Genomic DNA, 23,658 nt, shown 5'->3' on the forward strand with positions numbered 1-23,658 from the left:
GCCAATCGGAAGCACGGGAAGAGATGTCGGCACCGAACAAGTCGTACGACCCTGTCGAGGTCGAGGCACTGAAACCGGAAGAGATCGAGCGCGTGCAGAAGGAGGCGCTCGACGCCTTCGCCGCCGCGGACTCGCTCGAGGCGCTTCAGGAGGCCAAGGTCGCGCACGCGGGCGGCACCTCGCCGCTGTCGCTCGCCAACCGCGAGATCGGCGCGCTGCCGCCGCAGGCCAAGGCCGCCGCGGGCAAGCTCGTGGGCCAGGCCCGCGCCGCCGTCGGCCGGGGCCTCGCCGCCCGCCAGGCCGAGCTGGAGGCCGAGCGCGACGCGCGCGTCCTGGTCGAGGAGGCCGTGGACGTCACGCTGCCCTACGACCGCGCGCAGGCCGGCGCCCGGCACCCCCTGACCACGCTCTCCGAGCGCATCGAGGACGTCTTCGTGGCCATGGGCTACGAGGTCGCCGAGGGCCCGGAGATCGAGGCCGAGTGGTTCAACTTCGACGCGCTCAACATCGGCCCGGACCACCCCGCCCGCGGTACCCAGGACACGTTCTTCGTCCAGGGCGCCGAGGAGGCGAAGGGCGACGACGAGGCCGGTCTGGTGCTGCGTACGCACACCTCTCCCGTGCAGATCCGCTCGATGCTGGACCGTGAGCCCCCGGTCTACGTGATCTGCCCGGGCCGCGTGTACCGCTCCGACGAGCTGGACGCCACGCACACCCCCGTGTTCAACCAGGTCGAGCTGCTCGCCATCGACGAGGGCCTGACCATGGCGGACCTCAAGGGCACACTCGACCACATGGTCCAGGCGCTCTTCGGCCAGGGCATGAAGACGCGGCTGCGCCCGAACTTCTTCCCGTTCACCGAGCCGTCCGCCGAGATGGACATGGTCTGCTACGTGTGCCGCGGCGAGTCCGTCGGCAACCCGGACCGCCCCTGCCGCACCTGCTCCTCCGAGGGCTGGATCGAGCTGGGCGGCTGCGGCATGGTCAACCCGAAGGTGCTCGTCGCCTGCGGTGTGGACCCCGAGAAGTACAGCGGATTCGCCTTCGGGTTCGGCATCGAACGGATGCTGATGTTCCGCCACAACGTCGAAGACATGCGAGACATGGTCGAGGGTGACGTGCGCTTCACCCGGCCGTTCGGGATGGAGATCTGATGCGTATCCCGCTTTCCTGGCTGCGGGAGTACGTCGACCTCCCCGCCTCCGAGACCGGCCGCGACGTGCAGGCCAAGCTCGTGTCCGCCGGCCTCGAGGTCGAGACGGTCGAGCAGCTCGGCGCAGGCCTCAAGGGCCCCCTCGTCGTCGGTCAGGTCAAGACCATCGAGGAGCTGGAGGGCTTCAAGAAGCCGATCCGCTTCTGCACGGTCGACGTGGGGCAGGCCAACGGCACCGGTGAGCCGCAGGAGATCGTCTGCGGCGCCCGGAACTTCGCCGTCGGCGACAAGGTCGTCGTGGTCCTGCCGGGCGCCGTCCTGCCCGGCGACTTCGCGATCGCCGCGCGCAAGACGTACGGCAAGACCTCGCACGGCATGATCTGCTCCGGCGACGAGCTGGGCATGGGCGACGACGGCAGCGGCGGCATCATCGTGCTGCCGCCCGAGCACGAGGTCGGCACCGACGCCATCGAGCTCCTCGAGCTGGTCGACGAGGTCCTCGACATCGCCGTCACCGCCAACCGCGGCGACTGCCTGTCCATCCGCGGCGTCGCCCGCGAGGCCGCCATCGCGTACGGCCTGCCGCTGCGCGACCCGGCCCTCCTCGACGTCCCGACGCCGAACGCCGACGGCTACCCGGTGCAGATCACCGACCGCCTCGGCTGCGACCGCTTCACCGCCCGCACGGTCGGCGGCCTGGCCCCCGAGGCCCGCTCGCCGATCTGGCTCCAGCGCCGCCTGCAGAAGGTCGGTATGCGCCCGATCTCGCTGGCCGTCGACGTCACGAACTACGTGATGATGGAGCTCGGCCAGCCGCTGCACGCCTACGACCGCTCCCTCGTGCAGGGCGCGATCGGCGTCCGCCGCGCCGAGCAGGGCGAGCGGCTCACCACCCTCGACGGCGCCAAGCGCAAGCTCGACGCCGAGGACCTGGTGATCACCGACGACCGCGGCCCCATCGGCCTCGCCGGTGTCATGGGCGGCGCCAACACGGAGATCGCGGACCACGCCGAGGACGCCGGTACCACCGACGTCGTCATCGAGGCCGCGCACTTCGACGCCGTCTCCATCGCCCGCACCGCGCGCCGCCACAAGCTGTCCTCCGAGGCGTCCAAGCGCTTCGAGCGCGGCGTCGACCCGCAGGCCGCGTCGGCCGCCGCCCAGCGCGCCGTCGACCTGCTCGGGCTGCTCGCGGGCGGTCGCGCCGAGCCCGGTGTCACCGAGGTCGTCGCCCCGTCCGGGCCGCACACCATCACCATCCCGGCCGACCACCCGGACAAGGTGGCGGGCGTGGCGTACGGCCGCGAGACCGTGGTGCGCCGCCTCCAGCAGGTCGGCTGCGACGTGTACGGGCAGGACGCCCTGACGGTCACCGTGCCGTCCTGGCGCCCCGACCTCGCGGACCCGAACGACCTGGCCGAAGAGGTCATCCGCCTGGAGGGCTACGAGAACCTGCCCTCCACGCTGCCGAAGCCGCCGGCGGGCCGCGGCCTGACCGCGCGTCAGCGCCTGCACCGCCGCGCCGGCCGCGCCCTGGCCGGTGCCGGGTACGTCGAGGCGCTCAACTACCCGTTCATCGGCGAGGGCGTCTTCGACCAGCTCGGCCTCGAGGCGGACGACGCGCGCCGCACGGTCGTCAAGCTGATCAACCCGCTCAACGACGAGGAGCCCGCGCTCCGAACGACGCTGCTGCCGGGCCTGCTGAACGCCCTGCGCCGCAACGACGGCCGCGGCAGCCACGACCTGGCGCTCTTCGAGACCGGCCTGGTGTTCCGGCCGACCGGTGAGGAGACCGCCCCGGTCCGCCTCCCCGTCGACCGCCGCCCGACCGCCGAGGAGATCGCCGGGCTGAACGCCGCGCTGCCCGCGCAGCCGCGCCGCGCCGCCGTCGTCCTCGCGGGCGCCCGCGAGCAGGCCGGCTGGTGGGGCAAGGGCCGTCCCGCCGACTGGGCCGACGCCGTCGAGGCCGCGCGCGTCCTCGCCCGCGAGGCGCACGTGGAGCTCACGGTCCGCGCCGACCGGCACGAGCCGTGGCACCCCGGCCGCTGCGCCGCCCTGTACGCGGGCGACCAGCTGATCGGCCACGCCGGTGAGCTGCACCCGCGCGTCGTCAAGGCGCTGAGCCTGCCCGAGCGCACCTGCGCGATGGAGCTCGACCTCGACCTCCTGGAGCAGGCCGGCAGCGGCATCGTCGAGGCGCCGCGGATCTCCACGTTCCCGGTGGCCACGCAGGACGTCGCGCTGGTCGTCGACAAGACGGTCCCGGCCGCCGAGGTCGAGCAGGCGCTGCGCGAGGGCGCCGGTGAACTCCTCGAGTCCATCCGCCTGTTCGACGTGTACGAGAACGCGGAGCAGCTGGGCGACGACAAGAAGTCGCTCGCCTACGCCCTGGGCTTCCGGGCCGGCGACCGCACGCTGAAGGCCGACGAGGCCTCGGCCGCCCGCGACGCCGCGGTGGCGCTGGCCGCCGAGCGCACGGGCGCGGTGCTGCGCGGCGCGTAACCACGCCGGCGCGTGACAGCGCGCGCAGTCGCACCTGAGGGGTGCATCCGGGACACCGGGTGCACCCCTCACTCATTCGGGTGAGGATTCTCGATGATCCGGTCCTGTACGGGCAGACGGTCGACAGAATCATTGCGGCCGCCGGGCCGACCGGCGAGCGCGCTGCAGCGGGCGTAGGGAGCCGTCGGCATGATCCGTACCAAGACGAAGGCGCCCACCGGACTCGAACCGCGGCGCGCCCGGCGCACGTTGATGCTGGGCCTGCCGACCGTGTGGGGCGCGGTCGCCATGACGTACAAGTTCGTCTGTCCGCTCGCGCAGCTGGACGGTCTGGGCGCGCGGATCGCGACCAGCGCGGTCTTCTTCGCCGTCGGCACCGGGCTCATATTGCGTGTACGTCACATGTTGTTACGCGAGTTGAGCGAGGCGCGGGCCGTCGCCGACGCCGCGCAGTCCGCGCTGCTGCGCCCGCTGCCGCCCCGGCTCGACGGTCTCGCGCTCGCCGCGGGACAGCTCTCCGCCGACCGCGGCGCCAGCATCGGCGGCGACCTGTACGACGTCGTCGCCACCGACCACGGCGTCCGTGTGGTCATGGGCGACGTAAGAGGACACGGGATCGCCGCGCTCGGCACCGTCGGCGCCGTCCTCGGCAGCTTCCGCGAGGCCGCGCACGACGAGGACGAACTCGGGGCGCTGCTGCGGCGGCTGGAGCGCGCGCACGCCCGCTACCTGCGCCAGCGCGCCCCCGACGAGCGTCCCTCCGCCGGGGGCGGGGAGCCGGAGAACCCGCTGGCCGAGGAGTTCGTGACGGTGCTGCTCCTGGAGATCCGGCAGGACGGCGCGGTGCACGCGCTCAACTGCGGGCACCCGTGGCCGTATCTGCTGCGTCCCGGCGCCGCGCGCTGCGTGGAGCCGATGGGCGGCGGCGATCCGATGCCGCCGCTGGGCCCCTTCCCGCTGCCCGCCGAGCTGCCGCCCGTGCGCTGCGGGCGGATCAGGCCCGGCGAGGGGCTCCTGCTGCACACCGACGGCCTGGAGGACGCCCGCGATCCGCGCGGCCGGTTCTTCCCGCTGCGGTCCACGCTCGACGCGGCGGTGCGCCGCGGCCCCGTCATCCCGCAGGCCGTCATCCACGCCGTCTACAGCCGGCTCCTGTGCCACGTCGGCGGCCGGCTCGGCGACGACGCGGCGCTGCTCGTGCTGCGCAACGACCGGAGCCGGGTGCCCGCCCAGCACCCCGGGCCCGCCGCGCGCACCGTCCACAAGGTGCTCTGAGCTCCCGGCCGGTCACGACCGTACGAGGCCGGGGGCCGCGCCGTCCGCCCGTCGCGGAGTGTGTCGGGCAGGCGAGCGGGCGGACGACGCGGGTTCGGGCCGCCGCGCTGTACGAGGGGGAGCCGACGGCCCGGCCGGCCTCTTGCGAGGCAGTTCAGTCAACCGGGCCCCAACCAGCCACAACAGAGCGCACACGTCACGGAGTTGGGCATTCCGGTCACACCCCGTGTGAATGCCGCTCGACTAGGCTGGCGGCACCGAGCCAATGGAGGCTCTCGATGCAGCCCAACACTCTGCTGGACGCGATTCTCGACGAGGCCGGGATCTCCCATGCGGGACTCGCGGCCCATGTGAACCAGGAGGGCAAGGCCCGTGGCCTCGCCCTCCGCTACGAACACACCGCGGTCGCCCGCTGGTTGAAGGGCCAGCGGCCGCGCGGCCAGGTGCCCGATCTGATCTGCGAGGTCCTCGCGGCGCGGCTGCAGCGGCACGTCACCCTCGACGACATCGGCCTCGGCGTCTCCTGCGAACCGGCCGCGGCGCACGTGACCACGCTCTCCGGTTTCGTGGAGCGGGCCACCGCCCTGTGGCGCTCCGATCAGCAGCAGCGCCGGCACATCCTGGACGCGCCCGCCGTCACCGGCACCCCGGCCGTCATGCCGGTGTGGGAGTGGGAGAACCCGCCGGAGGACAACGACGTCTCCCGCGGCGGCCGGCACCCGGTCAGCGTCGCCGACCTGGAGATGATGCGCTCGGCCCGCGCCCACTACGAGCAGATGTACCGCAAGGCGGGCGGCATCGCGACGCGCAGCCGCATCGTCGGCTTCCTCAACACCGAGGCGGCGCCGCTGCTCCGCGGCAGCTACACCGACGACACCGGCCGCCAACTGCACCGCGCCACGGGCGGATTGGTGGCCATCGCGGGCATCTGCGCGTACGACTCGGACGCGCACGGGCTCGCGCAGCGCTACTTCCACCAGGCCCTGCGGCTCGCGAAGGCCAGTGCGGACCGGGGCCTCGGCGCGTACGTCATCGCGCTGCTCGTCAACCAGTCGCTGCACATGCGCGATCACCGCCAGGCGGTCGCCTTCGCGGAGGCCGCGCTGCGGGCCGCCGGGCGACACATCTCGCCCGCGCTCGCCTCCGACCTGTACGCGATGCAGGCGAAGGCGTACGCGCACCTCGGCGACGGCACGAGTGCCCTGGAGTGCATCCGGCGTGCCGAGGCCGCCGCCGACCGCATCCGGCGCGGGCACGAGCCGGACGAGACGGGTTACGTGCAGCCCGGGTTCGTCAACGTACAAGTGGCGGAGGCCCTGTTGAGCCTCGGGGACTACGCCGCCGCCAAGGAGCACGCCCAGGAGGCGGTGCACACTCCGGCGCACGATCGGGGGCGTGTTCACCGGCTCGCCGTGCTGAGCCAGATCCAGCTCAGACAGGGGAACGCGGAACAGGCCGTGGCCACCGCCGTGGAAATGGCCGAGACCGCTCGGGGCATGGAGTCGCAGCGCCTGCGCGACAGACTCCGGGCCGTCCGCGAACACCTCGTGCGCAGCGGCTGTGCGGGTACGGCCGAGGCCGCCGAACTCATCGACGGAGCGCTGCGCGTGCCGCTGTGAGCCTTTACGCGGGGAGCCCGCGACCGCCACTGCTGCGATATTGCCAGCAACTCGGCGGAAGGTGGCAGAACCGTGCAGTGGACGAAACAGAACGAACAAACTGTGTATGCAAACCGATGGTTCAGCGTCAACCTGGCAGACGTCGCTCTGCCGGACGGCAAGCACCTCGACCACTTCGTGATACGTCTGCGCCCCGTGGCCGTCGCCACGATCGTCAACGAGGCGCACGAGGTGCTTCTGCTGTGGAGGCACCGCTTCATCACCGACAGCTGGGGCTGGGAACTCGCCGCGGGTGTCGTCGAGGACGGGGAGGACATCGCGTACGCGGCGGCAAGGGAACTGGAGGAGGAGACCGGCTGGCGGCCGGGACCGCTGCGGCACCTGATGAGCGTCGAACCGTCCAACGGCCTCACGGACGCCCGGCACCACATCTACTGGACCGACGAGGGAACGTACATCGGCCACCCCCAGGACGACTTCGAGTCGGACCGCAGGGAATGGGTCCCGCTCAAACTCGTCCCCGACATGATCGCTCGCGGAGAGGTCCCGGCCGCCAACATGGCGGCCGCACTACTTCTCCTGCACCACCAAAGCCTCGGCTAGCGCCCTTCGGGGCTAGCGGCCGAGGGCCTGCCACACCGTGATGGCCAATGCGCCGACCGAGGTCAGCGCGGCCACCGTGGGCAGCGGCCAGCGGGTGTTCTCGAGCGCGCTGAGCCGGGTGCTGAGATCGTCCTGATCCTTGGCGGTCTGGTCGTCGCGGTGTGTGTGCAGGGCCAGTTGACCGTCGATGCGGGCCAGTTGGACCTCGAAGACCCGTCGTAACTCTGCGAGTTCTTCAGGGACCACGGGATTATCCGGGTCGGTCGTCACGAGTTGGCTCCTTTCTCGATCGTGACATCAGTCGTGTCGTCACTGATGTACGCACCGGAAGTCAACTCGCCTGGTGGACGCGGCGGGAGCGTGTGCGAACGGCATATGCGGGTCACCGCCGCACTCCCCGTGCGAACGCAGTGGGCCCGGTGCTCCAAAGAGCACCGGGCCCACTCGCGGACTACGCAGCGTGGTCAGGCGTAGGTGTAGAAGCCCGAACCGCTCTTGCGGCCGAGCCGGCCCGCGTCGACCATCCGCTGCAGCAGCGGGGGAGCGGCGTACAGCGGCTCCTTGTACTCGTCGTACATCGAGTCGGCGATGGAGACGATGGTGTCGAGACCGATCAGGTCCGAGAGCTTGAGCGGGCCCATCGGGTGGGCGCAGCCGAGCTCCATGCCGTTGTCGATGTCCTCGCGGCTCGCGATGCCGGACTCGAACATCCGGATGGAGGAGAGCAGGTACGGCACGAGCAGCGCGTTCACCACGAAGCCCGAGCGGTCCTGGGCGCGGATCGCGTGCTTGCCGAGGATCTTCTCCACCATGGCCTGGGCGCGGCTGATCGTGCCCTCGGAGGTGGTGAGCGCCGGGATCAGCTCGACGAGCTTCTGCACCGGCGCCGGGTTGAAGAAGTGGATGCCGACCACGTGGTCCGGGCGGGACGTCGCCACGGCCAGCTTCACCAGCGGGATGGAGGAGGTGTTCGACGCGAGGATCGCGTCGGACCGGGTCACGACCTGGTCGAGGACCTGGAAGATCTCCGTCTTCACCTGCTCGTTCTCGACGACCGCCTCGATGACGAGGTCGCGGTCGGAGAACTCGCCGAGGTCCGTGGTGAAGGTGAGGCGCTCCTGCGTCTCGGCCAGCTCCTCCTCGGTGATCTTGCCGCGCGAGGCCGCCTTGGCGAGGGAGCTGAGCAGCCGGGTGCGCCCGTACTCCAGGGCCTCGCCGGTGGTCTCGGCCACCATCACGTCGAGTCCCGCACGGGCGCAGACCTCCGCGATTCCGGCGCCCATCTGGCCGCAGCCGACCACGCCGACGCGTTGGATGTCACTCAAGGGGTCCGTCACCTCGTGCCTTTCGCTCTTCTTCCGGGGACCATCGGTGCCACGGGCACAGTGTCCTTCCGGGGGCTTCCGGATCCGCACGTTACCCCGTAGACATGAGTGGGGTGGAGCCCGGGTTAACGCCTGTTCATGCGGGCTCCACGGTGTCACAGGAGGTTGGGGGGAACCTATGGGACGTATCTCACGTATTTCGCGGCGCGGTTTCACGCTCGGGGCGGCCCTCGCGCTGACCGCCCTGACAGCGGCGGACGCCGTCGCGGCGGTGCCGGTACGGCGGGAACTGCGGGGGATGTGGCTGGCCACGGTGGCGAACCGGGACTGGCCCTCGCGGGCGGGGCTGAGCGCCGCCGAGCAGCGCGCCGAGCTGATCGCACACCTGGACACGGCCGTTCGCCGCCGGCTCAACGCGGTGATCTTCCAGATCCGGCCGACCGCCGACGCCCTGTGGCCGTCCGAGCACGAACCGTGGTCCGTCGTCCTCACCGGAACGCAGGGACAGGACCCGGGCTGGGACCCGCTGGGCACCGCGGTCGCGGAGGCGCACGCGCGCGGCCTCGAACTGCACGCCTGGTGCAACCCGTACCGGATCGCCAACCACACCGACCCGACCCGGCTGATCCCCACCCACCCGGCGCGGCTGCACCCCGAGTGGGTCGTCACCTACGGCGGCAAGCTCTACTACAACCCCGGCCTCCCGGAGGTCCGCCGGTTCGTCGTGGACGCGATGCTGGACGCGGTCGAGAAGTACCCCGTCGACGCCGTGCACTTCGACGACTACTTCTACCCGTATCCCGTCGCGGGCCAGACCTTCGACGACGACGCGGCCTACGCCGAGTACGGCGGCGGCTTCCCGGACCGGGCTGCCTGGCGGCGCGACAACATCGACCGGCTGATCCGGGAGATGGCGGCGCGCATCAAGAAGACCAGGCCGCGGACCCGGTTCGGCATCAGCCCCTTCGGGGTCTGGCGCAACAAGGCGACCGACCAGCGGGGCTCCGACACCACGGCCGGTGTGCAGACCTACGACGACCTGCACGCGGACACCCGTAAGTGGGTGCGCGAGCGGTGGATCGACTACGTGGTGCCGCAGGTCTACTGGAATATTGGGTTCCCCGCTGCCGACTACGCGAAGCTCGTGCCGTGGTGGGCCAAGGTCGTACGGGGCACGGGCGTGCGCCTCTACATCGGCGAGGCGCTCTACAAGGCGGGCGATCCGGCGCAGCCCGCCGCCTGGCAGGACCCCGCCGAGCTGTCCCGGCACCTCACGCTCGCGGAGCGCTTCCCGGAGGTGCGCGGGCACGTCTACTTCTCGGCCAAGGAGGTCGGGCAGGACAGGAACGGGGCGATGGCCCGCGTCGTGGCGGACCACTACAGCTGACCGTCCGGCCGACGCCCTGGAGCCGGGTCAGGGTTTCTTCGTGGCCGGGTGCCGGACCACCGCGTCCGGGCCCGGCGACATGATCGCCTCGTGGCCGTCCGCGAACCGCACCCGGAACGGCGGATCGCCGTCCGCCCCGAGCACTTCGACGATCTGCGCCACCCGGTCGTGCTGCCCGACGATCCGGCCGTGCACCAGGAGCTGGTCCCCTACGGTTGCGCGCATCAGGAGTGACCTCCTCGACGGCTGTACGTACCGTACTTTTGCGGCAAGTGTACGGCGCCGCGCGGGGCTTGGGACCCTCCTCAGCCACGCGCTCGCTGGGTGGCCGCGATGCACAGCAGGACCGCCACCGCGGTGAGCGGCGCCGCGACCGGCAGCGCCTCGCCGAGCAGGGCGACCGACCACACCAGGGTCAACAGCGGCTGGGCGAGCTGGAGTTGGCTCGCCTTCGGGATGCCGATCAGCGCCATGCCCTTGTACCAGACGACCAGGCCGAGGAACTGCGAGCCGACCGCCACCCACAGCAGACCGGCCACGGCGTGCCCGGTCAGGTGCACGGGCTCGTACGGGAGGGAGATCGCGGCGCCCGCCGCCGCGAGGGGCAGGCACAGCACGAGCGCCCACGCGATGACCTGCCAGCCCGGCAGCACGGACGCGAGCCGGCCGCCCTCGGTGTAGCCCGCCGCGCAGATCAGCAGCGCCGCGAACAGGAACAGGTCGGCGCGGGTGAGGGCGCCGCCGCTCTGCTGCACCGTGAACGCGATGACCGCGGCCGCGCCGACGCACGCGGCGATCCAGAACGTGCGCGAGGGGCGGGACCCGGTGCGTATCGAGGAGAAGACGGCCGTGGTCAGGGGCAGCAGGCCGACCACCACCGCGGAGTGCGCGGTCGTCGCCGTCTCAAGCGCGAGCGTGGTGAGCAGCGGGAAGCCGACCACCACTCCGGCGGCGACGACGGCGAGGCCCGCCCAGTGCCGCCGCTCGGGCACGGGCACCCGCAGGGCCAGCAGGCAGGCGCCCGCGACGAGCGCGGCCAGGACGCAGCGCACGCTGATCAGGGAGTAGGGGCCGAAGCCCTCGAGGCCCCAGGCCGTGGCGGGGAAGGTGAGCGAGAAGGACGTGACGCCGACGGCGGCGAGCAGCGTTCCGGCGAGCCTGCCGGGCCGCTCCGGCGGGGCGAGGGGGGTAGCGGCCGGGGTGGCCGCGACGCCCGGCCGCTCGGGAATCGCTGCCCGAACTGCTACCGGGTTCGACGCGATAGCGCTATTCTGTGCTCTCATGCAACAGAGTAGCAGCGTGGCCGAACTGGCGAAACAGCTCCGATCCGAGCTGAACCGCTACTCACCGGGCGAGAAGCTGCCGTCGAGCCGCTCCCTCGTCGACCGCTTCAAGGTGAGCCCGGTGACGGTCTCCCGTGCCCTCGCCCAGCTCGCCGCCGAGGGCCTTGTCGTCACCCGCCCCGGAGCCGGCGCCTACCGGGCCGAGGCGCGGGCCTCGGCCGCGCCCGTCGGCGACACCTCCTGGCAGGAGCTCGCGCTGAGCGCCGACGCCGCGACGGAGGTCGTGCCGCGCGCCGTCGACGCGGCGGGTGTCCTGGTGACCCTCTCGCCGCCGCCACCCGGCGTGATCGAGCTCAACACCGGCTATCTGCACCCGGTGCTGCAACCGGGCGCCGCCATGTCCGCCGCCCTCGCGCGCGCCGGACGGCGCCCCGGCGCCTGGGCGAAGCCGCCCGTCGACGGCCTCCCCGAACTGCGCGAGTGGTTCGCGCGCGGCATCGGCGGGGCGGTCTCCGCGTCCGATGTGCTGATCACGTTCGGCGGGCAGTCCGCGCTCACCACGGCGCTGCGCGCGCTCGCGCCGCCCGGGGCCCCCGTCCTCGTCGAATCGCCCACGTATCCGGGCATGTTGGCGATCGCGCGGGCGGCAGGGCTTCGGCCGGTTCCGGTGCCGGTGGACCGGGACGGTGTGCGCCCCGAACTGCTCGCGCAGGCGTTCAGGGCGACCGGCGCCAAGCTCTTCGTGTGCCAGCCGCTGTTCCAGAACCCGACGGGCGCGATGCTCTCCGCCGACCGGCGGCTCGAGGTGCTGCGGATCGCGCGGGAGGCCGGGGCGTTCATCGTCGAGGACGACTTCGTGCGCCGGCTCGTCCACGACGACGCGGGGCCGCTGCCGAGGCCGCTCGCGAGCGACGACCCGGACGGCGTCGTCGTGCACGTCTGCTCGCTCACCAAGGCGACGTCGCCGAGCCTGCGCATCGGCTGCCTCGCCGCCCGCGGCCCCGTCCTGGAGCGGCTGCGCGCGATCCAGGTCGTCGACCACCTCTTCGTGCCGCGCCCCCTCCAGGAGGCCACGCTCGAACTCGTCGGCTCCCCGGCCTGGCCGCGCCATCTGCGCACCCTGGCCGGGGAGTTGAGGTCCCGCCGCGACATCCTGGCCGCCGCGATCACCACCGACCTGCCCGCGCTCGACCTCACCCACATTCCGGCCGGCGGCTACCACCTGTGGCTGCGCCTGCCGGAGGGCAGCGACGAGGCGGCGCTGGTCGCGGGCGCCCTGCGCGCAGGTGTCGCCGTGGCCCCCGGCCGCCCGTACTTCTCGGCCGAACCCCCGGCGCCGCACATCCGGCTGAGCTTCGTGGGCGTCGCGGCGACCGCCGAGATCACCGAGGGCGTACGCCGCCTGAAGGCCGCCTGCGCGGAGGTACTGGCCCCGAATCCGCTCGACGCTCCCGCGTCCGACCTGTGAGGATCCCCGTATGACCAGCTCTCTGCCCGACGGCTACGCGATATCGACCGACCCCGCCCGAATCGACGCGGACCGCGTCCACGCGTGGCTGTCCGAGGACGCGTACTGGGCGATCGGCCGCCCGCGCGACAAGCAGGACAAGGCGCTCGCCGGGTCCCTCAACTTCGGTGTGTACGACGCCGCTTCGGGCGAACAGGTCGCCTACGCGCGCGTGGTCACCGACGAGGCGACGTTCGCCTGGCTCTGCGACGTGTACGTGGACCGCTCGGTGCGCGGCAAGGGCATCGGCAAGGCGATGGTGACGTCGGTCCGCGACCACCTCCGGCCGCTCGGCATCCGCCGCGTCCTCCTGGCGACGGAGGACGCGCACGGGGTGTACGAGGAGGTGGGCTTCAAGCCCCTGGAGCACCCGGACCGGTGGATGGCCCTGTACTTCGATCAGGACCTGCCAACGCGGGGCGGGTAGCTGGCGGTCGGAGCCCGGGACCGGGACCTTGACCCCGGCTACCCGCAAGTACACGATCAGCCACATGCACCTCACGGTCACCTTCGTCGCCGCCGCCCGCAGCTCCACCCTGCTCGACGAGCGCTTCGACGACGACCGTCCGCTGGACAACGCCGGCTGGTCGACGGTGCAGCACGCCGCACCGGGGCTCGCCCGGCTCGCCGCCGCCGAGCTGCGCTACTGCTCGCCGACACCCCGCAGCCGCGCCACCGGCGACGCCCTGGGTCTCACGCCGCTCGCCCAGCCCGCGCTGCGGGACTGCGACATGGGCCGCTGGCGCGGACGGACGCTCACCGAGGTCGCGGCCGTGGAACCGGACGCCGTCGAGCGCTGGCTGGGCGATCCCCGGTCGGCCCCGCACGGCGGCGAGTCGCTGCTCACCTTCATCGGCCGGGTCGGCGCCTGGCTGGACACCAGGCCCGCCGAGGACGGCACCCGCATGGTCGCGATCGCCGAGCCGTCCGTGGTCCGCGCGGCGCTCGCCTACGCGCTGAAGGCGCCCCCGTCGACGTACTGGAACATCGACGCGCGGCCGCTGTCGACGGCGGTCGTCACCGGGCAGCAGGGCCGCTGGAGTCTGCGGCTCGGCGGTAGTCCGTCGTGAGCAGCAGGTCCTTCGCGGGGCCCTTGACGCGCCACACGGTCCGCCACCGGTCCGCGTCGTACACGGTGAACGCGCCCCGGTAGAGGTCGGCCGAGCAGGGGTGGTCGGCGACGTGGTGGCCCGACCGCAGATCCAGGTCGTGGAAGAAGCGCCCGTCGGAGAAGTGCACCACGGCGGTGCCGGGGTCCTCGCCCGGCAGGTAGCGGAGCGTGCGCTCGGCGGGCCGGGCGACCCCGTGCCACTCGAACGTCCCCGACTCGAAGTGCAGCAGCCCTTCCCCCTCGGCGGTGAAGTCCGTCGTCCCCGTGAACGTCCCCGTCGCGTCCGCAGCGAGGTCCCGCACCGTCCGCCCGACCCGCCAGCGTCCCGCGAGGAACGCCAACACATCGGAAACCGGCCAGAGTTCGCCCGTCACGCACATCACTCCCGCTCACCTCTGCGCGAACCGTTGACGCGCGCACCGCCGCTTCCTATCTTGCCGTTCGCAGTTTAGGACGCCGTACGGGATATCGAACAGAACTGGTATCGAAGAGAACTGGGGAGTGCGCATGACGCGTGGACGACGCAGACGCTGGACGTTGGGGCTCGGAGCCGCGGTGGGGTCCCTGCTGGTGGGCGCGGCGGTGCTGCCGTCGTCGGCCGCGGAGGCGGGAGCCACGGCGGACACCACGGACTACTCCATGACCGTCGACCCCACCGGCTCGGGCGCGGCCATCGACGACACGATGTACGGCGTCTTCTTCGAGGACATCAACCGCGCCGCGGACGGCGGCCTCTACGCCGAACTCGTACAGAACCGGTCCTTCGAGTACTCCACCGCCGACAACAGCGCGTACACCCCGCTCACCGCCTGGAAGACCACCGGCGCCGCGAAGGTCGTCGACGACGACGGGCGGCTGAACGCCCGCAACCGCAACTACCTCGCCCTGGCCGCCGGGGCGAACGCCACCAACTCCGGCTACGGCACCGGCTACACCCTCAAGAAGGGCGAGGCATACGACTTCTCCCTCTGGGCGCGCGGCGACTCCGAACTCACCGTGACCCTGGGCGACGCCGACGGCGCCCTCGCCACGCCCCGCAAGATCCGGACGCGCGGCGGCTGGGCCCAGTACCGGGCGACGTTCACGCCGAGCGAGGCCACCACCACGGGCCGCCTCACCGTCGCCACCACGAAGGACACCGCGCTCGACATGGTGTCCCTCTTCCCGCGCGACACCTACAAGGGCCACAAGAACGGTCTGCGCAAGGACCTGGCGCAGAAGGTCGCGGACCTCGACCCCGGCTTCGTCCGCTTCCCGGGCGGCTGCCTCGTCAACACCGGCTCCATGAAGGGTTACGACGAGGCCTCCGGCTACGAGCGCAAGCGCGCGTACCAGTGGAAGGACACGGTCGGCCCCGTCGAGCAGCGGCCCACCAACGCGAACTTCTGGGGCTACAACCAGAGCTACGGGCTCGGCTACTACGAGTACTTCCAGTTCTCCGAGGACATCGGCGCGATGCCGCTGCCCGTCGTCCCCGCCCTCGTCACCGGCTGCGGCCAGAACAAGGCCACGGACGACGACGCGCTGCTGAAGCGGCACATCCAGGACACCCTCGACCTGATCGAGTTCGCCAACGGCCCGACGAGCACCAAGTGGGGCAAGCTCCGCGCCGACATGGGCCACCCGAAGCCCTTCCACCTCACCCACCTCGCGGTCGGCAACGAGGAGAACCTGCCGAACGAGTACATGGCGCGCTTCAAGCAGTTCCGCGCCGCCATCGAGGCGAAGTACCCGGACGTCACGGTCATCTCCAACTCAGGCCCCGACGACAGCGGTTCGACCTTCGACACGGCCTGGAAGCTCAACAAGGACGCCAAGGTCGACATGGTCGACGAGCACTACTACAACAGCCCGCAGTGGTTCCTCCAGAACAACGAGCGCTACGACTCCTACGACCGGCAGGGCCCAAAGGTCTTCCTCGGCGAGTACGCCTCGCTCGACAACAAGTGGGCCAACGCAATGTCCGAGGCCGCCTACATGACGGGCCTCGAACGCAACGCGGACGTCGTCAAGCTCGCCTCCTACGCGCCGCTGTTCGCCCGCACCGACACGGTGCAGTGGAAGCCGGACATGATCTGGTTCAACGACCAGAAGTCGTGGGGCTCGGCCGACTACGAGGTGCAGAAGCTCTTCATGCGCAACGTCGGCGACCGGGTCGTCCCCTCGAAGGCCACCGCCACCCCCTCCACCCTGGAGCCGATCACCGGCGCCGTGGGGCTGTCGACGTGGGCGACCAGCGCCGCGTACGACGACGTGAAGGTGACGGACGCCGACGGGAAGACGCTGCTGAGCGACGACTTCACCGGGACCGCCTCGCAGTGGACCGGCAGCGGCAAGGGGACGTGGGCCGTCCAGGACGGCCAGTACGTGCAGTCCGACGAGGCCGCCGAGAACACCCTGGTCACGGCGGGCGACCCGAGCTGGCAGAACTACGACCTGCACGTGAAGGCCACCAAGAAGTCCGGCAAGGAGGGCTTCCTCGTCGCCTTCGGCGTCAAGGACACCGGGAACTACTACTGGTGGAACCTCGGCGGCTGGAACAACACCCAGTCCGCCGTCGAACAGGCCGTGAACGGAGGCAAGTCCACCCTCCTGTCCAAGGCCGGATCGATCGAGACGGGCCGTGCCTACGACATCGACATCAAGGTCCGGGGCCGCCAGGTCACCCTGTACCTCGACGGCCAGGAATGGGGCTCCTTCAAGGACGACAAGCCGGCCGAACCGTTCCGCCAGGTCGTCACCAAGGACAAGAGGACCGGTGACCTGATCGTCAAGGTCGTCAACGCACAGGACGCCGCGGCCCGTACGCAGGTCGACCTCGGCGGCGCCGACGTCGCGGACTCGGCGGCGGTCACGACGCTGAGCGCGGCGCCCGACGCCGAGAACACGGCCACCGAACGGCCCGTGAAGCCGACGACGTCGACCTTCGACGGCGTTGCCGACCGATTCACGTACACGTTCCCGGGGAACTCGGTGACGTTCCTGAGGATCAAGAAGGGCTGAGCCCGAGCGATCAAGCTGGGCTGAGCCCGAGCGATCAAGAAGGGCTGAGCCCGAGCGGTGCTCAGCCGTTGACGAACCGCATGCTGTTCGCGTCGTAGCGGTCCCCGGCCACCTCGGTGGCGGGGGCCGCCGCGTCGATCGCGGCGAGGTCGTCCGCCGACAGCTCCAGCGTCGCCGCCGCCACGTTCTCCTCCAGGTACTTCTGGCGGCGCGTGCCGGGGATCGGGACCACGTCGTCGCCCTGGTGCTGCACCCAGGCGAGCGCCAACTGGCCGGCCGTGACGCCCTTCCGCTCCGCCAGCTCCTCCAGGCGGGCGACGATCGCGAGATTGCGCTCCAGGTTCCCGTCCGTGAAACGCGGCTGGGAGCGGCGCAGATCGCCCTCCTTGAACTGCTCCGTCGACTTGTACGCGCCGGTGAGGAAGCCGCGCCCCAGCGGCGAGAACGGTACGAGGCCGATCCCCAGCTCCCGGCACACCGGCAGGATCTCCGCCTCCAGGTCGCGCGTCCACAGCGAGAACTCGCTCTGCAGCGCCGCGATCGGATGCGTCGCGTACGCCTTGCGCAGCGTGTCCGGGCCCGCCTCCGAGAGGCCGAGGTGGCGCACCTTGCCCTCCTTCACCAGCTCCGCCATGGCGCCCACGGTCTCCTCGATGGGCACGTCCCGGTCGACGCGGTGCAGGTAGTACAGGTCGATGTGGTCCACGCCGAGCCGGCGCAGCGAGGCCTCGCAGGCCTGCCGGACATAGGCGGCGTCGCCGCGGATCTCGACGGGCTCGCCCAGCTTGTTGGCGAAGCCGAACTTCGTGGCGAGAACGGCCTGTTCGCGGCGGCCCGGCGCGGCGAGGGCGCGGCCGATCAGCTCTTCGTTGTGCCCGGTTCCGTAGAAGTCCGAGGTGTCGAGCAGGGTCACACCGAGGTCGAGCGCGCGGTGGATCGTGCCGATCGACTGCTCGTCGTCGGACGGGCCGAAGCCGTGGCTCATGCCCATGCAGCCGAGGCCCTGTGCGGAGACGGTGAGCGCGCCCAGACGGCGAGCGGGAAGGTTCGACATGGGTGTCCTGCCTCCAGGTGTGGTGCCGGTGCCGTACGCGCTCGACGGTATGACCTGGAGCGCACTCCAAGGCAAGCAGTGCGCCCCCGGGTACGCTGCCCGCGCGCCGGGCACGCCGGCGGGGCGACGAGGGGGAGCGGTCATGGGTGCAGCGCGGATCCGGTGCAGAGGGGCGGCGGTGTGTGCCGCTTTCGCCGCCTCCTTGTTCGCCGTCGCGGGGTGCGGGACGTCCGGCGGGCAGGCGAAGGCACCGGCCCCGTCCAAAGCCGCCCACAAGGCGGAGCTCTCCTGGAAGTTCGAGCACATCGCGGACTTCAACGGTGAGCTGACCGATGTCGCGGTCCTCGCCGAGGACGACATCTGGGCGGCCGGAGCCGAGAACGACGGCAGCTACTCGCCCCTGCTTCTGCACTACGACGGCGAGCGGTGGAGCCGCGAGCCGCTTCCCGAGGCGCTCGGCGACGGCGAGGGCTACCCGCCGATGCTCGAAGAGATCGGCGACAAGACCTTGTGGATGCGGTCGAACCCGCGCCGGGAAGGCGTGCCGCAGGCGGACGCGGACGCGGACGCGGATTCGGATGCGGATTCGGATGCGGATGCGGCTGTGGCCAAGTGGGCACAGTGGGACGGCACCCGCTGGTCCCCGGTGCCGAACCCGCCGCCCGGAGCGGCCGCCGACCTCGACGCCGCGTCGCCCGACGACATCTGGACGCTCACCGGCGAGCAGACCGCCGCCCACTGGGACGGCACCCGCTGGACCACGACCCGGCTCCCGTACAGGGTGGCCGACCTGGCCGTCGCCGGGCCCGACGACGTGTGGGCCGTCGGCTCCCGGTCCACCGGGCCCGGCACCGAGGCCGTGCACGGCGAGGCGTACGCCCAGCCCGCCTCCGCGCACTGGGACGGCACGGCCTGGAAGCCGGTGGACACGCCACAGGCCCGCTTCGAGGAGCCGGTCCCGCCCGAGCCCGGCGCGGGCCTGACCCGCGTCGTCGCCCTCGAAGGCGGAGAGGTGCGCGCCTACGGCATGAACTCCTTCAACCACGGAGAGGTCGAGCCGGAACCGCAGGACCAGCACATCCGGCTGCGCCGGGACGGTGACAAGTGGACCGACCAGGAGCCGGCCCCCGGCCAGTGCGAGCAGCGGCTCCCGGTCGGCCAGGACGAGGGCGGCCTCTTCCTCGACGGCAACTGGTACCTGACCGACGACAACCGCTGCGTGAAGATCGGGCGCCAGCGGCTGCCCCTGTCGACCGGCGCCCGCACGGCCTCGAACCAGCAGCTGTGGCTCAAGGAGATCCACCGGATCCCGGGCACCGACGCATGGATCGGCGCCGGAAAGGTGGAGGTCATGCAGAGCGGCGACCCGTTCGGCGCGCCCGTCGTCGCCCGCCTGGAACGCGGCTGAACCCTGCGCACCGCCGCCCACTGCCCTCCCGCATCGATCACACCACTCGTTGCATAAACGTGCATCGCGACGTATAGTCATGCCATCGAGGAGGAGGGTTCCATGGCGGTACGCGCAGCAGTGGCGGGAGCGAGTGGGTACGCGGGCGGCGAAGTGCTGCGCCTGCTGCTCGCCCACCCCGAGGTGGAGATCGGCGCCCTGACGGGCAACTCGAACGCGGGACAGCGCCTGGGCGCGCTCCAGCCCCACCTCTTCCCGCTCGCCGACCGAGTCCTCCAGGAGACCACGACGGAGGTCCTCTCCGGGCACGACGTCGTCTTCCTGGCGCTGCCGCACGGGCAGTCCGCCGCCGTCGCCGAGCAGCTCGGCCCGGACGTCCTCGTGGTCGACATGGGAGCCGACTTCCGGCTGAAGGACGCGGGCGACTGGGAGACGTTCTACGGCTCGCCGCACGCCGGTACCTGGCCGTACGGCCTGCCCGAACTGCCGGGTGGCCGCGCCGCCCTCGAGGGTTCCAAGCGCATCGCGGTGCCGGGTTGCTACCCGACGGCCGTCTCGCTCGCCCTCGTCCCCGCGTACGCGGCGGGGCTCGTGGAGAGCGAGGCCGTGATCGTCGCCTCCTCCGGCACCTCCGGCGCGGGCAAGGCGGCCAAGCCGCACCTGCTCGGCAGCGAGGTCATGGGGAACATGTCGCCGTACGGGGTGGGCGGCGGACACCGGCACACCCCCGAGATGATCCAGAACTTCAGCGCGGCGGCGGGGGAGCGGGTCTCCGTCTCCTTCACGCCGACGCTCGCGCCGATGCCCCGCGGCATCCTCGCCACGTGCAGCGCGAAGGCGAAGCCCGGCGTCACCGCCGAGCAGGTGCGCACCGCGTACGAGAAGGCGTACGGCGACGAGCCGTTCGTGAACCTGCTGCCCGAGGGCCAGTGGCCGCAGACGGCGGCGGTGTACGGGTCGAACGCGGCGCAGATCCAGGTCGCGTACGACGAGGCGGCGGGCCGCGTCATCGTCATCAGCGCGATCGACAACCTGACCAAGGGCACCGCCGGCGGTGCCATTCAGTCCATGAACATCGCCCTCGGTCTCGACGAGACCACGGGCCTCTCGACGATCGGAGTCGCGCCGTGAGTGTGACGGCAGCCAAGGGATTCCAGGCCGCGGGCATCGCCGCCGGAATCAAGGACAGCGGGAACCCGGACCTGGCCCTCGTGGTCAACCGCGGCCCCCGCCAGGCGGCCGCGGGCGTGTTCACCTCCAACCGCGTCAAGGCGGCCCCGGTCCTCTGGTCCGAGCAGGTCCTCAAGGGCGGCACCGTCTCCGCCGTCGTCCTCAACTCCGGTGGCGCCAACGCCTGCACCGGCCCCAAGGGCTTCCAGGACACGCACGCGACGGCCGAGAAGGTCGCCGAGGTCCTCGAGGTGAACGCCGGGGAGGTCGCCGTCGCGTCGACCGGCCTCATCGGCGAGCTGCTGCCCATGGACAAGGTGCTGCCGGGCGTCGACAAGGTCGCCGCCCAGCTCTCCGAGCACGGCGGCGAGAAGGCCGCCATCGCCATCAAGACCACCGACAGCGTGCACAAGACGGCGGTGCACCAGGGCGAGGGCTGGACCGTCGGCGGCATGGCGAAGGGCGCCGGCATGCTGGCCCCCGGCCTCGCCACGATGCTCGTCGTCCTCACCACGGACGCCGACCTCGACAGCGAGGTCCTGGACAAGGCGCTCCGGGACGCCACCCGCGTCACGTTCGACCGGGTCGACTCCGACGGCTGCATGTCCACGAACGACACGGTGCTGCTGCTCGCCTCCGGAGCCGCCGAAGTCACCCCGGAGTACGAGGAGTTCGCGAACGCCGTGCGCCTCGTCTGCGACGACCTCGGCCGCCAGCTCATCGGCGATGCCGAGGGCGCCAGCAAGGACATCAAGGTCGAGGTCGTCAACGCCGCGAGCGAGGACGAGGCCGTCGAGGTGGGCCGCTCCATCGCCCGGAACAACCTCCTCAAGTGCGCCATCCACGGCGAGGACCCCAACTGGGGCCGCGTCCTGTCCGCCATCGGCACCACGAAGGCCACCTTCGAGCCGGACGAGCTGAACGTCGCGATCAACGGCGTGTGGGTCTGCAAGAACGGCGGCGTCGGCGAGGACCGGGACAAGGTCGACATGCGCTACCGGGAGGTCGTCGTCACCGCCGACCTCGCCGCGGGCACCGAGACCGCGACGATCTGGACGAACGACCTGACCGCCGACTACGTCCACGAGAACAGCGCGTACTCCTCATGAGCGAGACGAACGACAGCAAGCAGGCCACCGCGCGCAAGCACACCGCGCTCCCCAAGGCCCAGACGCTCATCGAGGCGCTGCCCTGGCTGACCCGGCACAACGGCAAGACGGTCGTCATCAAGTTCGGCGGCAACGCCATGATCGACGAGGACCTGAAGGCCGCCTTCGCGCAGGACGTCGTCTTCCTGCACCACGCGGGGCTCAAGCCCGTCGTGGTGCACGGCGGCGGCCCGCAGATCAGCAGGGCGCTCGACCGGCACGGCATCGTCAGCGAGTTCAAGGCGGGCCTGCGGGTCACCACCGAGGACGCCATGGACGTCGTACGGATGGTGCTCGCCGGACAGGTGCAGCGCGAGCTCGTCGGCCTGCTCAACCAGCACGGGCCGCTCGCCGTCGGCATCACCGGCGAGGACGCGCACACCATCACCGCCACCAAGCACCAGCCCCGCATCGAGGGTGAACTGGTCGACATCGGCCGCGTCGGCGAGATCACCGAGATCGACACCGGCGCCATCGAGGCCCTGCTCGCCGACGGCCGGATCCCGGTCGTCTCCTCGATCGCCCGTTCCCAGGACGACTCGCATGTCTACAACGTCAATGCTGATACGGCGGCTGCGGCACTCGCTGCTGCGCTGGACGCCGAGACGCTGATGGTGCTGACCGACGTCGAGGGCCTCTACGAGGACTGGCCCAATTCGGACGAGGTCATCAGCCGGCTCACCGCCACCGAACTCGAGAAGCTGCTCCCGGAGCTGGCGAGCGGCATGGTCCCGAAGATGGAGGGCTGCCTGCACGCCGTGCGCAACGGCGTGCACACCGCCCGCGTCATCGACGGGCGGGTCCAGCACTCGATCCTGCTGGAGATCTTCACCGACGAAGGCATCGGCACGATGGTCATGGCCGACAAAGAGGGCGACGAGCAGGGGGAGGACAACTCGTGACCGCTAACCAGGAGTTGACGGAGCGCTGGCAGGGCGCCCTGATGAACAACTACGGCACCCCGCGGCTCCCGCTGGTCAAGGGCGCGGGCGCCAAGCTGTGGGACGCCGACGGCAAGGAGTACCTGGACTTCGTCGGCGGCATCGCGGTCAACGCGCTGGGCCACGCCCACCCCGCGATCGTCGAGGCCGTCTCCACGCAGATCGCCTCCCTCGGCCACGTCTCGAACCTCTTCGTCGCCGAGCCGCCCGTCGCGCTCGCCGAGCGGCTGCTCCAGCTCTTCGGCCGGGACGGCGCGGTCTTCTTCTGCAACTCGGGCGCCGAGGCCAACGAGGGCGCGTTCAAGATCGGCCGGCTCACGGGCCGCACGCACATGGTCGCCACGACCGGCGGCTTCCACGGCCGCACCATGGGCTCCCTCGCGCTGACCGGCCAGCCCGGCAAGCAGGACGGCTTCACGCCGATGCCCGGCGACGTCACGCACGTCCCGTACGGGGACGTGGACGCGCTCAGGGCGGCGGTCACGACCGACACGGCCTTCGTCATCATCGAGCCCATCCAGGGCGAGAACGGCGTGGTCGTACCGCCCGTCGGCTACCTCAAGGCGGCCCGCGAGATCACCCGTGCCACCGGCACCCTGCTCGTGCTCGACGAGGTGCAGACCGGCGTCGGCAGGACCGGGCACTGGTTCGCGTACCAGGCGCAGGAGGGCGTCGACCCCGACGTCGTCACGCTCGCCAAGGGCCTCGGCGGCGGCCTCCCGCTCGGCGCGACCATCGCCTTCGGCGAGACGGCGAAGCTCCTGAAGCCCGGCCAGCACGGCACGACGTTCGGCGGCAACCCGGTCGTCTGCGCCGCGGGCCTCGCCGTCCTCGACACCATCGCGGGCGAAGGGCTCCTGGAGAACACCAAGGCCGTCGGCGAGCGCATCAAGTCCGGCGTCGAGGGTCTCGGCCACCCGTTGATCAGCCACGTCCGGGGTGAGGGCCTGCTCCTGGGTATCGTGCTCACCGGGCCGCGCGCACCGCAGGTGCAGCAGGCGGCCCAGGACGCGGGCCTCCTGGTGAACGCGCCCGCACCCGACGTCGTCCGGCTCATGCCGCCGCTGAACCTGAGCGACGCCGAGGCGGACGCGTTCCTCGCGGCGCTGCCCGCCGTACTGGACACGGCCGCCGAGGACGAAGGACGAGCCTGAGGAATGGGACGACGA

At 71.6% G+C, this 23,658-nt stretch carries 21 protein-coding genes; 15 read left to right on the forward strand and 6 right to left on the reverse strand.

Features of this window, described 5'->3' with window-relative positions:
• The first annotated feature begins 23 nt into the window (after nucleotides 1-23).
• The 5 genes from pheS (at nucleotide 24) to ACFV9W_RS14410 (ending at nucleotide 7,152) form a co-directional block, all read left to right on the forward strand.
• The gene (gene pheS / locus ACFV9W_RS14390; RefSeq protein ID WP_385759737.1) at nucleotides 24-1,154 is read left to right on the forward strand and encodes a phenylalanine--tRNA ligase subunit alpha; all 1,131 of its coding nucleotides are present in this window, start codon (nucleotides 24-26) and stop codon (nucleotides 1,152-1,154) included.
• Complete coding sequence (pheT, locus tag ACFV9W_RS14395) at nucleotides 1,154-3,655, forward strand: phenylalanine--tRNA ligase subunit beta (protein WP_385759739.1); 2,502 nt, start codon at nucleotides 1,154-1,156, stop codon at nucleotides 3,653-3,655. The genes pheS and pheT overlap by 1 nt, the downstream gene beginning before the upstream one ends.
• A 189-nt stretch (nucleotides 3,656-3,844) precedes the next feature.
• Entirely contained in the window at nucleotides 3,845-4,930 is a 1,086-nt protein-coding gene (locus tag ACFV9W_RS14400) for a PP2C family protein-serine/threonine phosphatase (protein ID WP_385759742.1), read from the forward strand.
• Nucleotides 4,931-5,208: 278 nt separating this feature from the next.
• The gene (locus ACFV9W_RS14405; RefSeq protein WP_385759744.1) at nucleotides 5,209-6,549 is read left to right on the forward strand and encodes a transcriptional regulator; all 1,341 of its coding nucleotides are present in this window, start codon (nucleotides 5,209-5,211) and stop codon (nucleotides 6,547-6,549) included.
• 72 nt (nucleotides 6,550-6,621) lie between these two features.
• A complete protein-coding gene (locus ACFV9W_RS14410; protein WP_385759747.1) occupies nucleotides 6,622-7,152 on the forward strand; it encodes an NUDIX hydrolase in 531 nt (176 codons plus the stop codon).
• A 12-nt stretch (nucleotides 7,153-7,164) separates the two neighbouring features.
• On the opposite strand, the gene ACFV9W_RS14415 is transcribed toward ACFV9W_RS14410, so the two are convergent.
• Nucleotides 7,165-7,422 (reverse strand): hypothetical protein, encoded by a 258-nt coding sequence (locus tag ACFV9W_RS14415; protein WP_385759750.1) that lies wholly within the window; start codon nucleotides 7,420-7,422, stop codon nucleotides 7,165-7,167.
• A 194-nt stretch (nucleotides 7,423-7,616) separates the two neighbouring features.
• Nucleotides 7,617-8,477 carry a 3-hydroxybutyryl-CoA dehydrogenase gene (locus tag ACFV9W_RS14420; RefSeq protein WP_385759752.1) on the reverse strand — a complete coding sequence of 287 codons (861 nt, stop codon included), beginning with the start codon at nucleotides 8,475-8,477 and terminating at the stop codon, nucleotides 7,617-7,619.
• A 178-nt stretch (nucleotides 8,478-8,655) separates the two neighbouring features.
• On the opposite strand from ACFV9W_RS14420, the gene ACFV9W_RS14425 reads away from it, so the two are divergent.
• A complete protein-coding gene (locus tag ACFV9W_RS14425; RefSeq protein ID WP_385759755.1) occupies nucleotides 8,656-9,864 on the forward strand; it encodes a glycoside hydrolase family 10 protein in 1,209 nt (402 codons plus the stop codon).
• 27 nt (nucleotides 9,865-9,891) lie between these two features.
• Here the strand turns inward: ACFV9W_RS14425 and ACFV9W_RS14430 are convergent, their stop codons facing one another.
• Both ACFV9W_RS14430 and ACFV9W_RS14435 read right to left on the reverse strand, forming a co-directional pair.
• Nucleotides 9,892-10,089 carry a DUF1918 domain-containing protein gene (locus ACFV9W_RS14430; protein WP_385759758.1) on the reverse strand — a complete coding sequence of 66 codons (198 nt, stop codon included), beginning with the start codon at nucleotides 10,087-10,089 and terminating at the stop codon, nucleotides 9,892-9,894.
• An 80-nt stretch (nucleotides 10,090-10,169) separates the two neighbouring features.
• On the reverse strand, nucleotides 10,170-11,147 hold the full coding sequence (locus ACFV9W_RS14435; protein WP_385759760.1) for a DMT family transporter: 978 nt from the start codon (nucleotides 11,145-11,147) through the stop codon (nucleotides 10,170-10,172).
• Between ACFV9W_RS14435 and ACFV9W_RS14440 the strand changes: the two genes are divergently transcribed.
• The 3 genes from ACFV9W_RS14440 (at nucleotide 11,146) to ACFV9W_RS14450 (ending at nucleotide 13,724) form a co-directional block, all read left to right on the forward strand.
• Entirely contained in the window at nucleotides 11,146-12,615 is a 1,470-nt protein-coding gene (locus ACFV9W_RS14440) for a PLP-dependent aminotransferase family protein (RefSeq protein WP_385759763.1), read from the forward strand. The genes ACFV9W_RS14435 and ACFV9W_RS14440 overlap by 2 nt on opposite strands.
• A gap of 10 nt (nucleotides 12,616-12,625) precedes the next feature.
• The gene (locus ACFV9W_RS14445; protein ID WP_385759766.1) at nucleotides 12,626-13,081 is read left to right on the forward strand and encodes a GNAT family N-acetyltransferase; all 456 of its coding nucleotides are present in this window, start codon (nucleotides 12,626-12,628) and stop codon (nucleotides 13,079-13,081) included.
• 64 nt (nucleotides 13,082-13,145) lie between these two features.
• Nucleotides 13,146-13,724: a histidine phosphatase family protein gene (locus ACFV9W_RS14450; protein WP_385759768.1), complete on the forward strand. Its 579-nt coding sequence runs from the start codon at nucleotides 13,146-13,148 to the stop codon at nucleotides 13,722-13,724.
• Here ACFV9W_RS14450 and ACFV9W_RS14455 read toward each other — a convergent pair.
• Nucleotides 13,672-14,139 carry a DUF6314 family protein gene (locus tag ACFV9W_RS14455; RefSeq protein ID WP_385759771.1) on the reverse strand — a complete coding sequence of 156 codons (468 nt, stop codon included), beginning with the start codon at nucleotides 14,137-14,139 and terminating at the stop codon, nucleotides 13,672-13,674. The two genes, ACFV9W_RS14450 and ACFV9W_RS14455, sit on opposite strands and share 53 nt — an antisense overlap.
• A gap of 133 nt (nucleotides 14,140-14,272) precedes the next feature.
• On the opposite strand from ACFV9W_RS14455, the gene ACFV9W_RS14460 reads away from it, so the two are divergent.
• Complete coding sequence (locus ACFV9W_RS14460) at nucleotides 14,273-16,768, forward strand: alpha-L-arabinofuranosidase C-terminal domain-containing protein (RefSeq protein WP_385759774.1); 2,496 nt, start codon at nucleotides 14,273-14,275, stop codon at nucleotides 16,766-16,768.
• A 61-nt stretch (nucleotides 16,769-16,829) separates the two neighbouring features.
• Here the strand turns inward: ACFV9W_RS14460 and ACFV9W_RS14465 are convergent, their stop codons facing one another.
• Nucleotides 16,830-17,822: an aldo/keto reductase gene (locus tag ACFV9W_RS14465; protein ID WP_385759776.1), complete on the reverse strand. Its 993-nt coding sequence runs from the start codon at nucleotides 17,820-17,822 to the stop codon at nucleotides 16,830-16,832.
• 178 nt (nucleotides 17,823-18,000) lie between these two features.
• Here ACFV9W_RS14465 and ACFV9W_RS14470 point away from each other — a divergent pair, with 178 nt between their 5' ends.
• The 5 genes from ACFV9W_RS14470 (at nucleotide 18,001) to ACFV9W_RS14490 (ending at nucleotide 23,643) form a co-directional block, all read left to right on the forward strand.
• Nucleotides 18,001-19,230 carry a hypothetical protein gene (locus ACFV9W_RS14470; RefSeq protein WP_385759780.1) on the forward strand — a complete coding sequence of 410 codons (1,230 nt, stop codon included), beginning with the start codon at nucleotides 18,001-18,003 and terminating at the stop codon, nucleotides 19,228-19,230.
• A 102-nt stretch (nucleotides 19,231-19,332) separates the two neighbouring features.
• Nucleotides 19,333-20,361 (forward strand): N-acetyl-gamma-glutamyl-phosphate reductase, encoded by a 1,029-nt coding sequence (gene argC / locus ACFV9W_RS14475; RefSeq protein ID WP_385759783.1) that lies wholly within the window; start codon nucleotides 19,333-19,335, stop codon nucleotides 20,359-20,361.
• Entirely contained in the window at nucleotides 20,358-21,509 is a 1,152-nt protein-coding gene (gene argJ, locus ACFV9W_RS14480; RefSeq protein WP_385759786.1) for a bifunctional glutamate N-acetyltransferase/amino-acid acetyltransferase ArgJ, read from the forward strand. Before argC ends, argJ begins: the two co-directional genes overlap by 4 nt.
• Complete coding sequence (argB, locus tag ACFV9W_RS14485) at nucleotides 21,506-22,450, forward strand: acetylglutamate kinase (protein WP_385759788.1); 945 nt, start codon at nucleotides 21,506-21,508, stop codon at nucleotides 22,448-22,450. The genes argJ and argB overlap by 4 nt, the downstream gene beginning before the upstream one ends.
• The gene (locus tag ACFV9W_RS14490; RefSeq protein WP_385759791.1) at nucleotides 22,447-23,643 is read left to right on the forward strand and encodes an acetylornithine transaminase; all 1,197 of its coding nucleotides are present in this window, start codon (nucleotides 22,447-22,449) and stop codon (nucleotides 23,641-23,643) included. The genes argB and ACFV9W_RS14490 overlap by 4 nt, the downstream gene beginning before the upstream one ends.
• Nucleotides 23,644-23,658: the final 15 nt, after the last annotated feature.

It is taken from the genome of Streptomyces sp. NPDC059897, assembly GCF_042730865.1.
In the GTDB taxonomy this organism is placed as follows: domain Bacteria; phylum Actinomycetota; class Actinomycetes; order Streptomycetales; family Streptomycetaceae; genus Streptomyces.

Excerpts from the sequence above, each read along its gene's own strand:
- pheS (WP_385759737.1), top strand. The coding sequence starts at position 24 with ATGTCGGCACCGAACAAGTCGTACGACCCTGTCGAGGTCGAGGCACTG.
- pheT (WP_385759739.1), top strand. The coding sequence starts at position 1,154 with ATGCGTATCCCGCTTTCCTGGCTGCGGGAGTACGTCGACCTCCCCGCC.
- ACFV9W_RS14400 (WP_385759742.1), top strand. The coding sequence starts at position 3,845 with ATGATCCGTACCAAGACGAAGGCGCCCACCGGACTCGAACCGCGGCGC.
- ACFV9W_RS14405 (WP_385759744.1), top strand. The coding sequence starts at position 5,209 with ATGCAGCCCAACACTCTGCTGGACGCGATTCTCGACGAGGCCGGGATC.
- ACFV9W_RS14425 (WP_385759755.1), top strand. The coding sequence starts at position 8,656 with ATGGGACGTATCTCACGTATTTCGCGGCGCGGTTTCACGCTCGGGGCG.
- ACFV9W_RS14430 (WP_385759758.1), bottom strand. The coding sequence starts at position 10,089 with ATGCGCGCAACCGTAGGGGACCAGCTCCTGGTGCACGGCCGGATCGTC.
- ACFV9W_RS14440 (WP_385759763.1), top strand. The coding sequence starts at position 11,146 with ATGCAACAGAGTAGCAGCGTGGCCGAACTGGCGAAACAGCTCCGATCC.
- ACFV9W_RS14435 (WP_385759760.1), bottom strand. The coding sequence starts at position 11,147 with ATGAGAGCACAGAATAGCGCTATCGCGTCGAACCCGGTAGCAGTTCGG.
- ACFV9W_RS14445 (WP_385759766.1), top strand. The coding sequence starts at position 12,626 with ATGACCAGCTCTCTGCCCGACGGCTACGCGATATCGACCGACCCCGCC.
- ACFV9W_RS14450 (WP_385759768.1), top strand. The coding sequence starts at position 13,146 with ATGCACCTCACGGTCACCTTCGTCGCCGCCGCCCGCAGCTCCACCCTG.
- ACFV9W_RS14460 (WP_385759774.1), top strand. The coding sequence starts at position 14,273 with ATGACGCGTGGACGACGCAGACGCTGGACGTTGGGGCTCGGAGCCGCG.
- ACFV9W_RS14465 (WP_385759776.1), bottom strand. The coding sequence starts at position 17,822 with ATGTCGAACCTTCCCGCTCGCCGTCTGGGCGCGCTCACCGTCTCCGCA.
- argC (WP_385759783.1), top strand. The coding sequence starts at position 19,333 with ATGGCGGTACGCGCAGCAGTGGCGGGAGCGAGTGGGTACGCGGGCGGC.
- argB (WP_385759788.1), top strand. The coding sequence starts at position 21,506 with ATGAGCGAGACGAACGACAGCAAGCAGGCCACCGCGCGCAAGCACACC.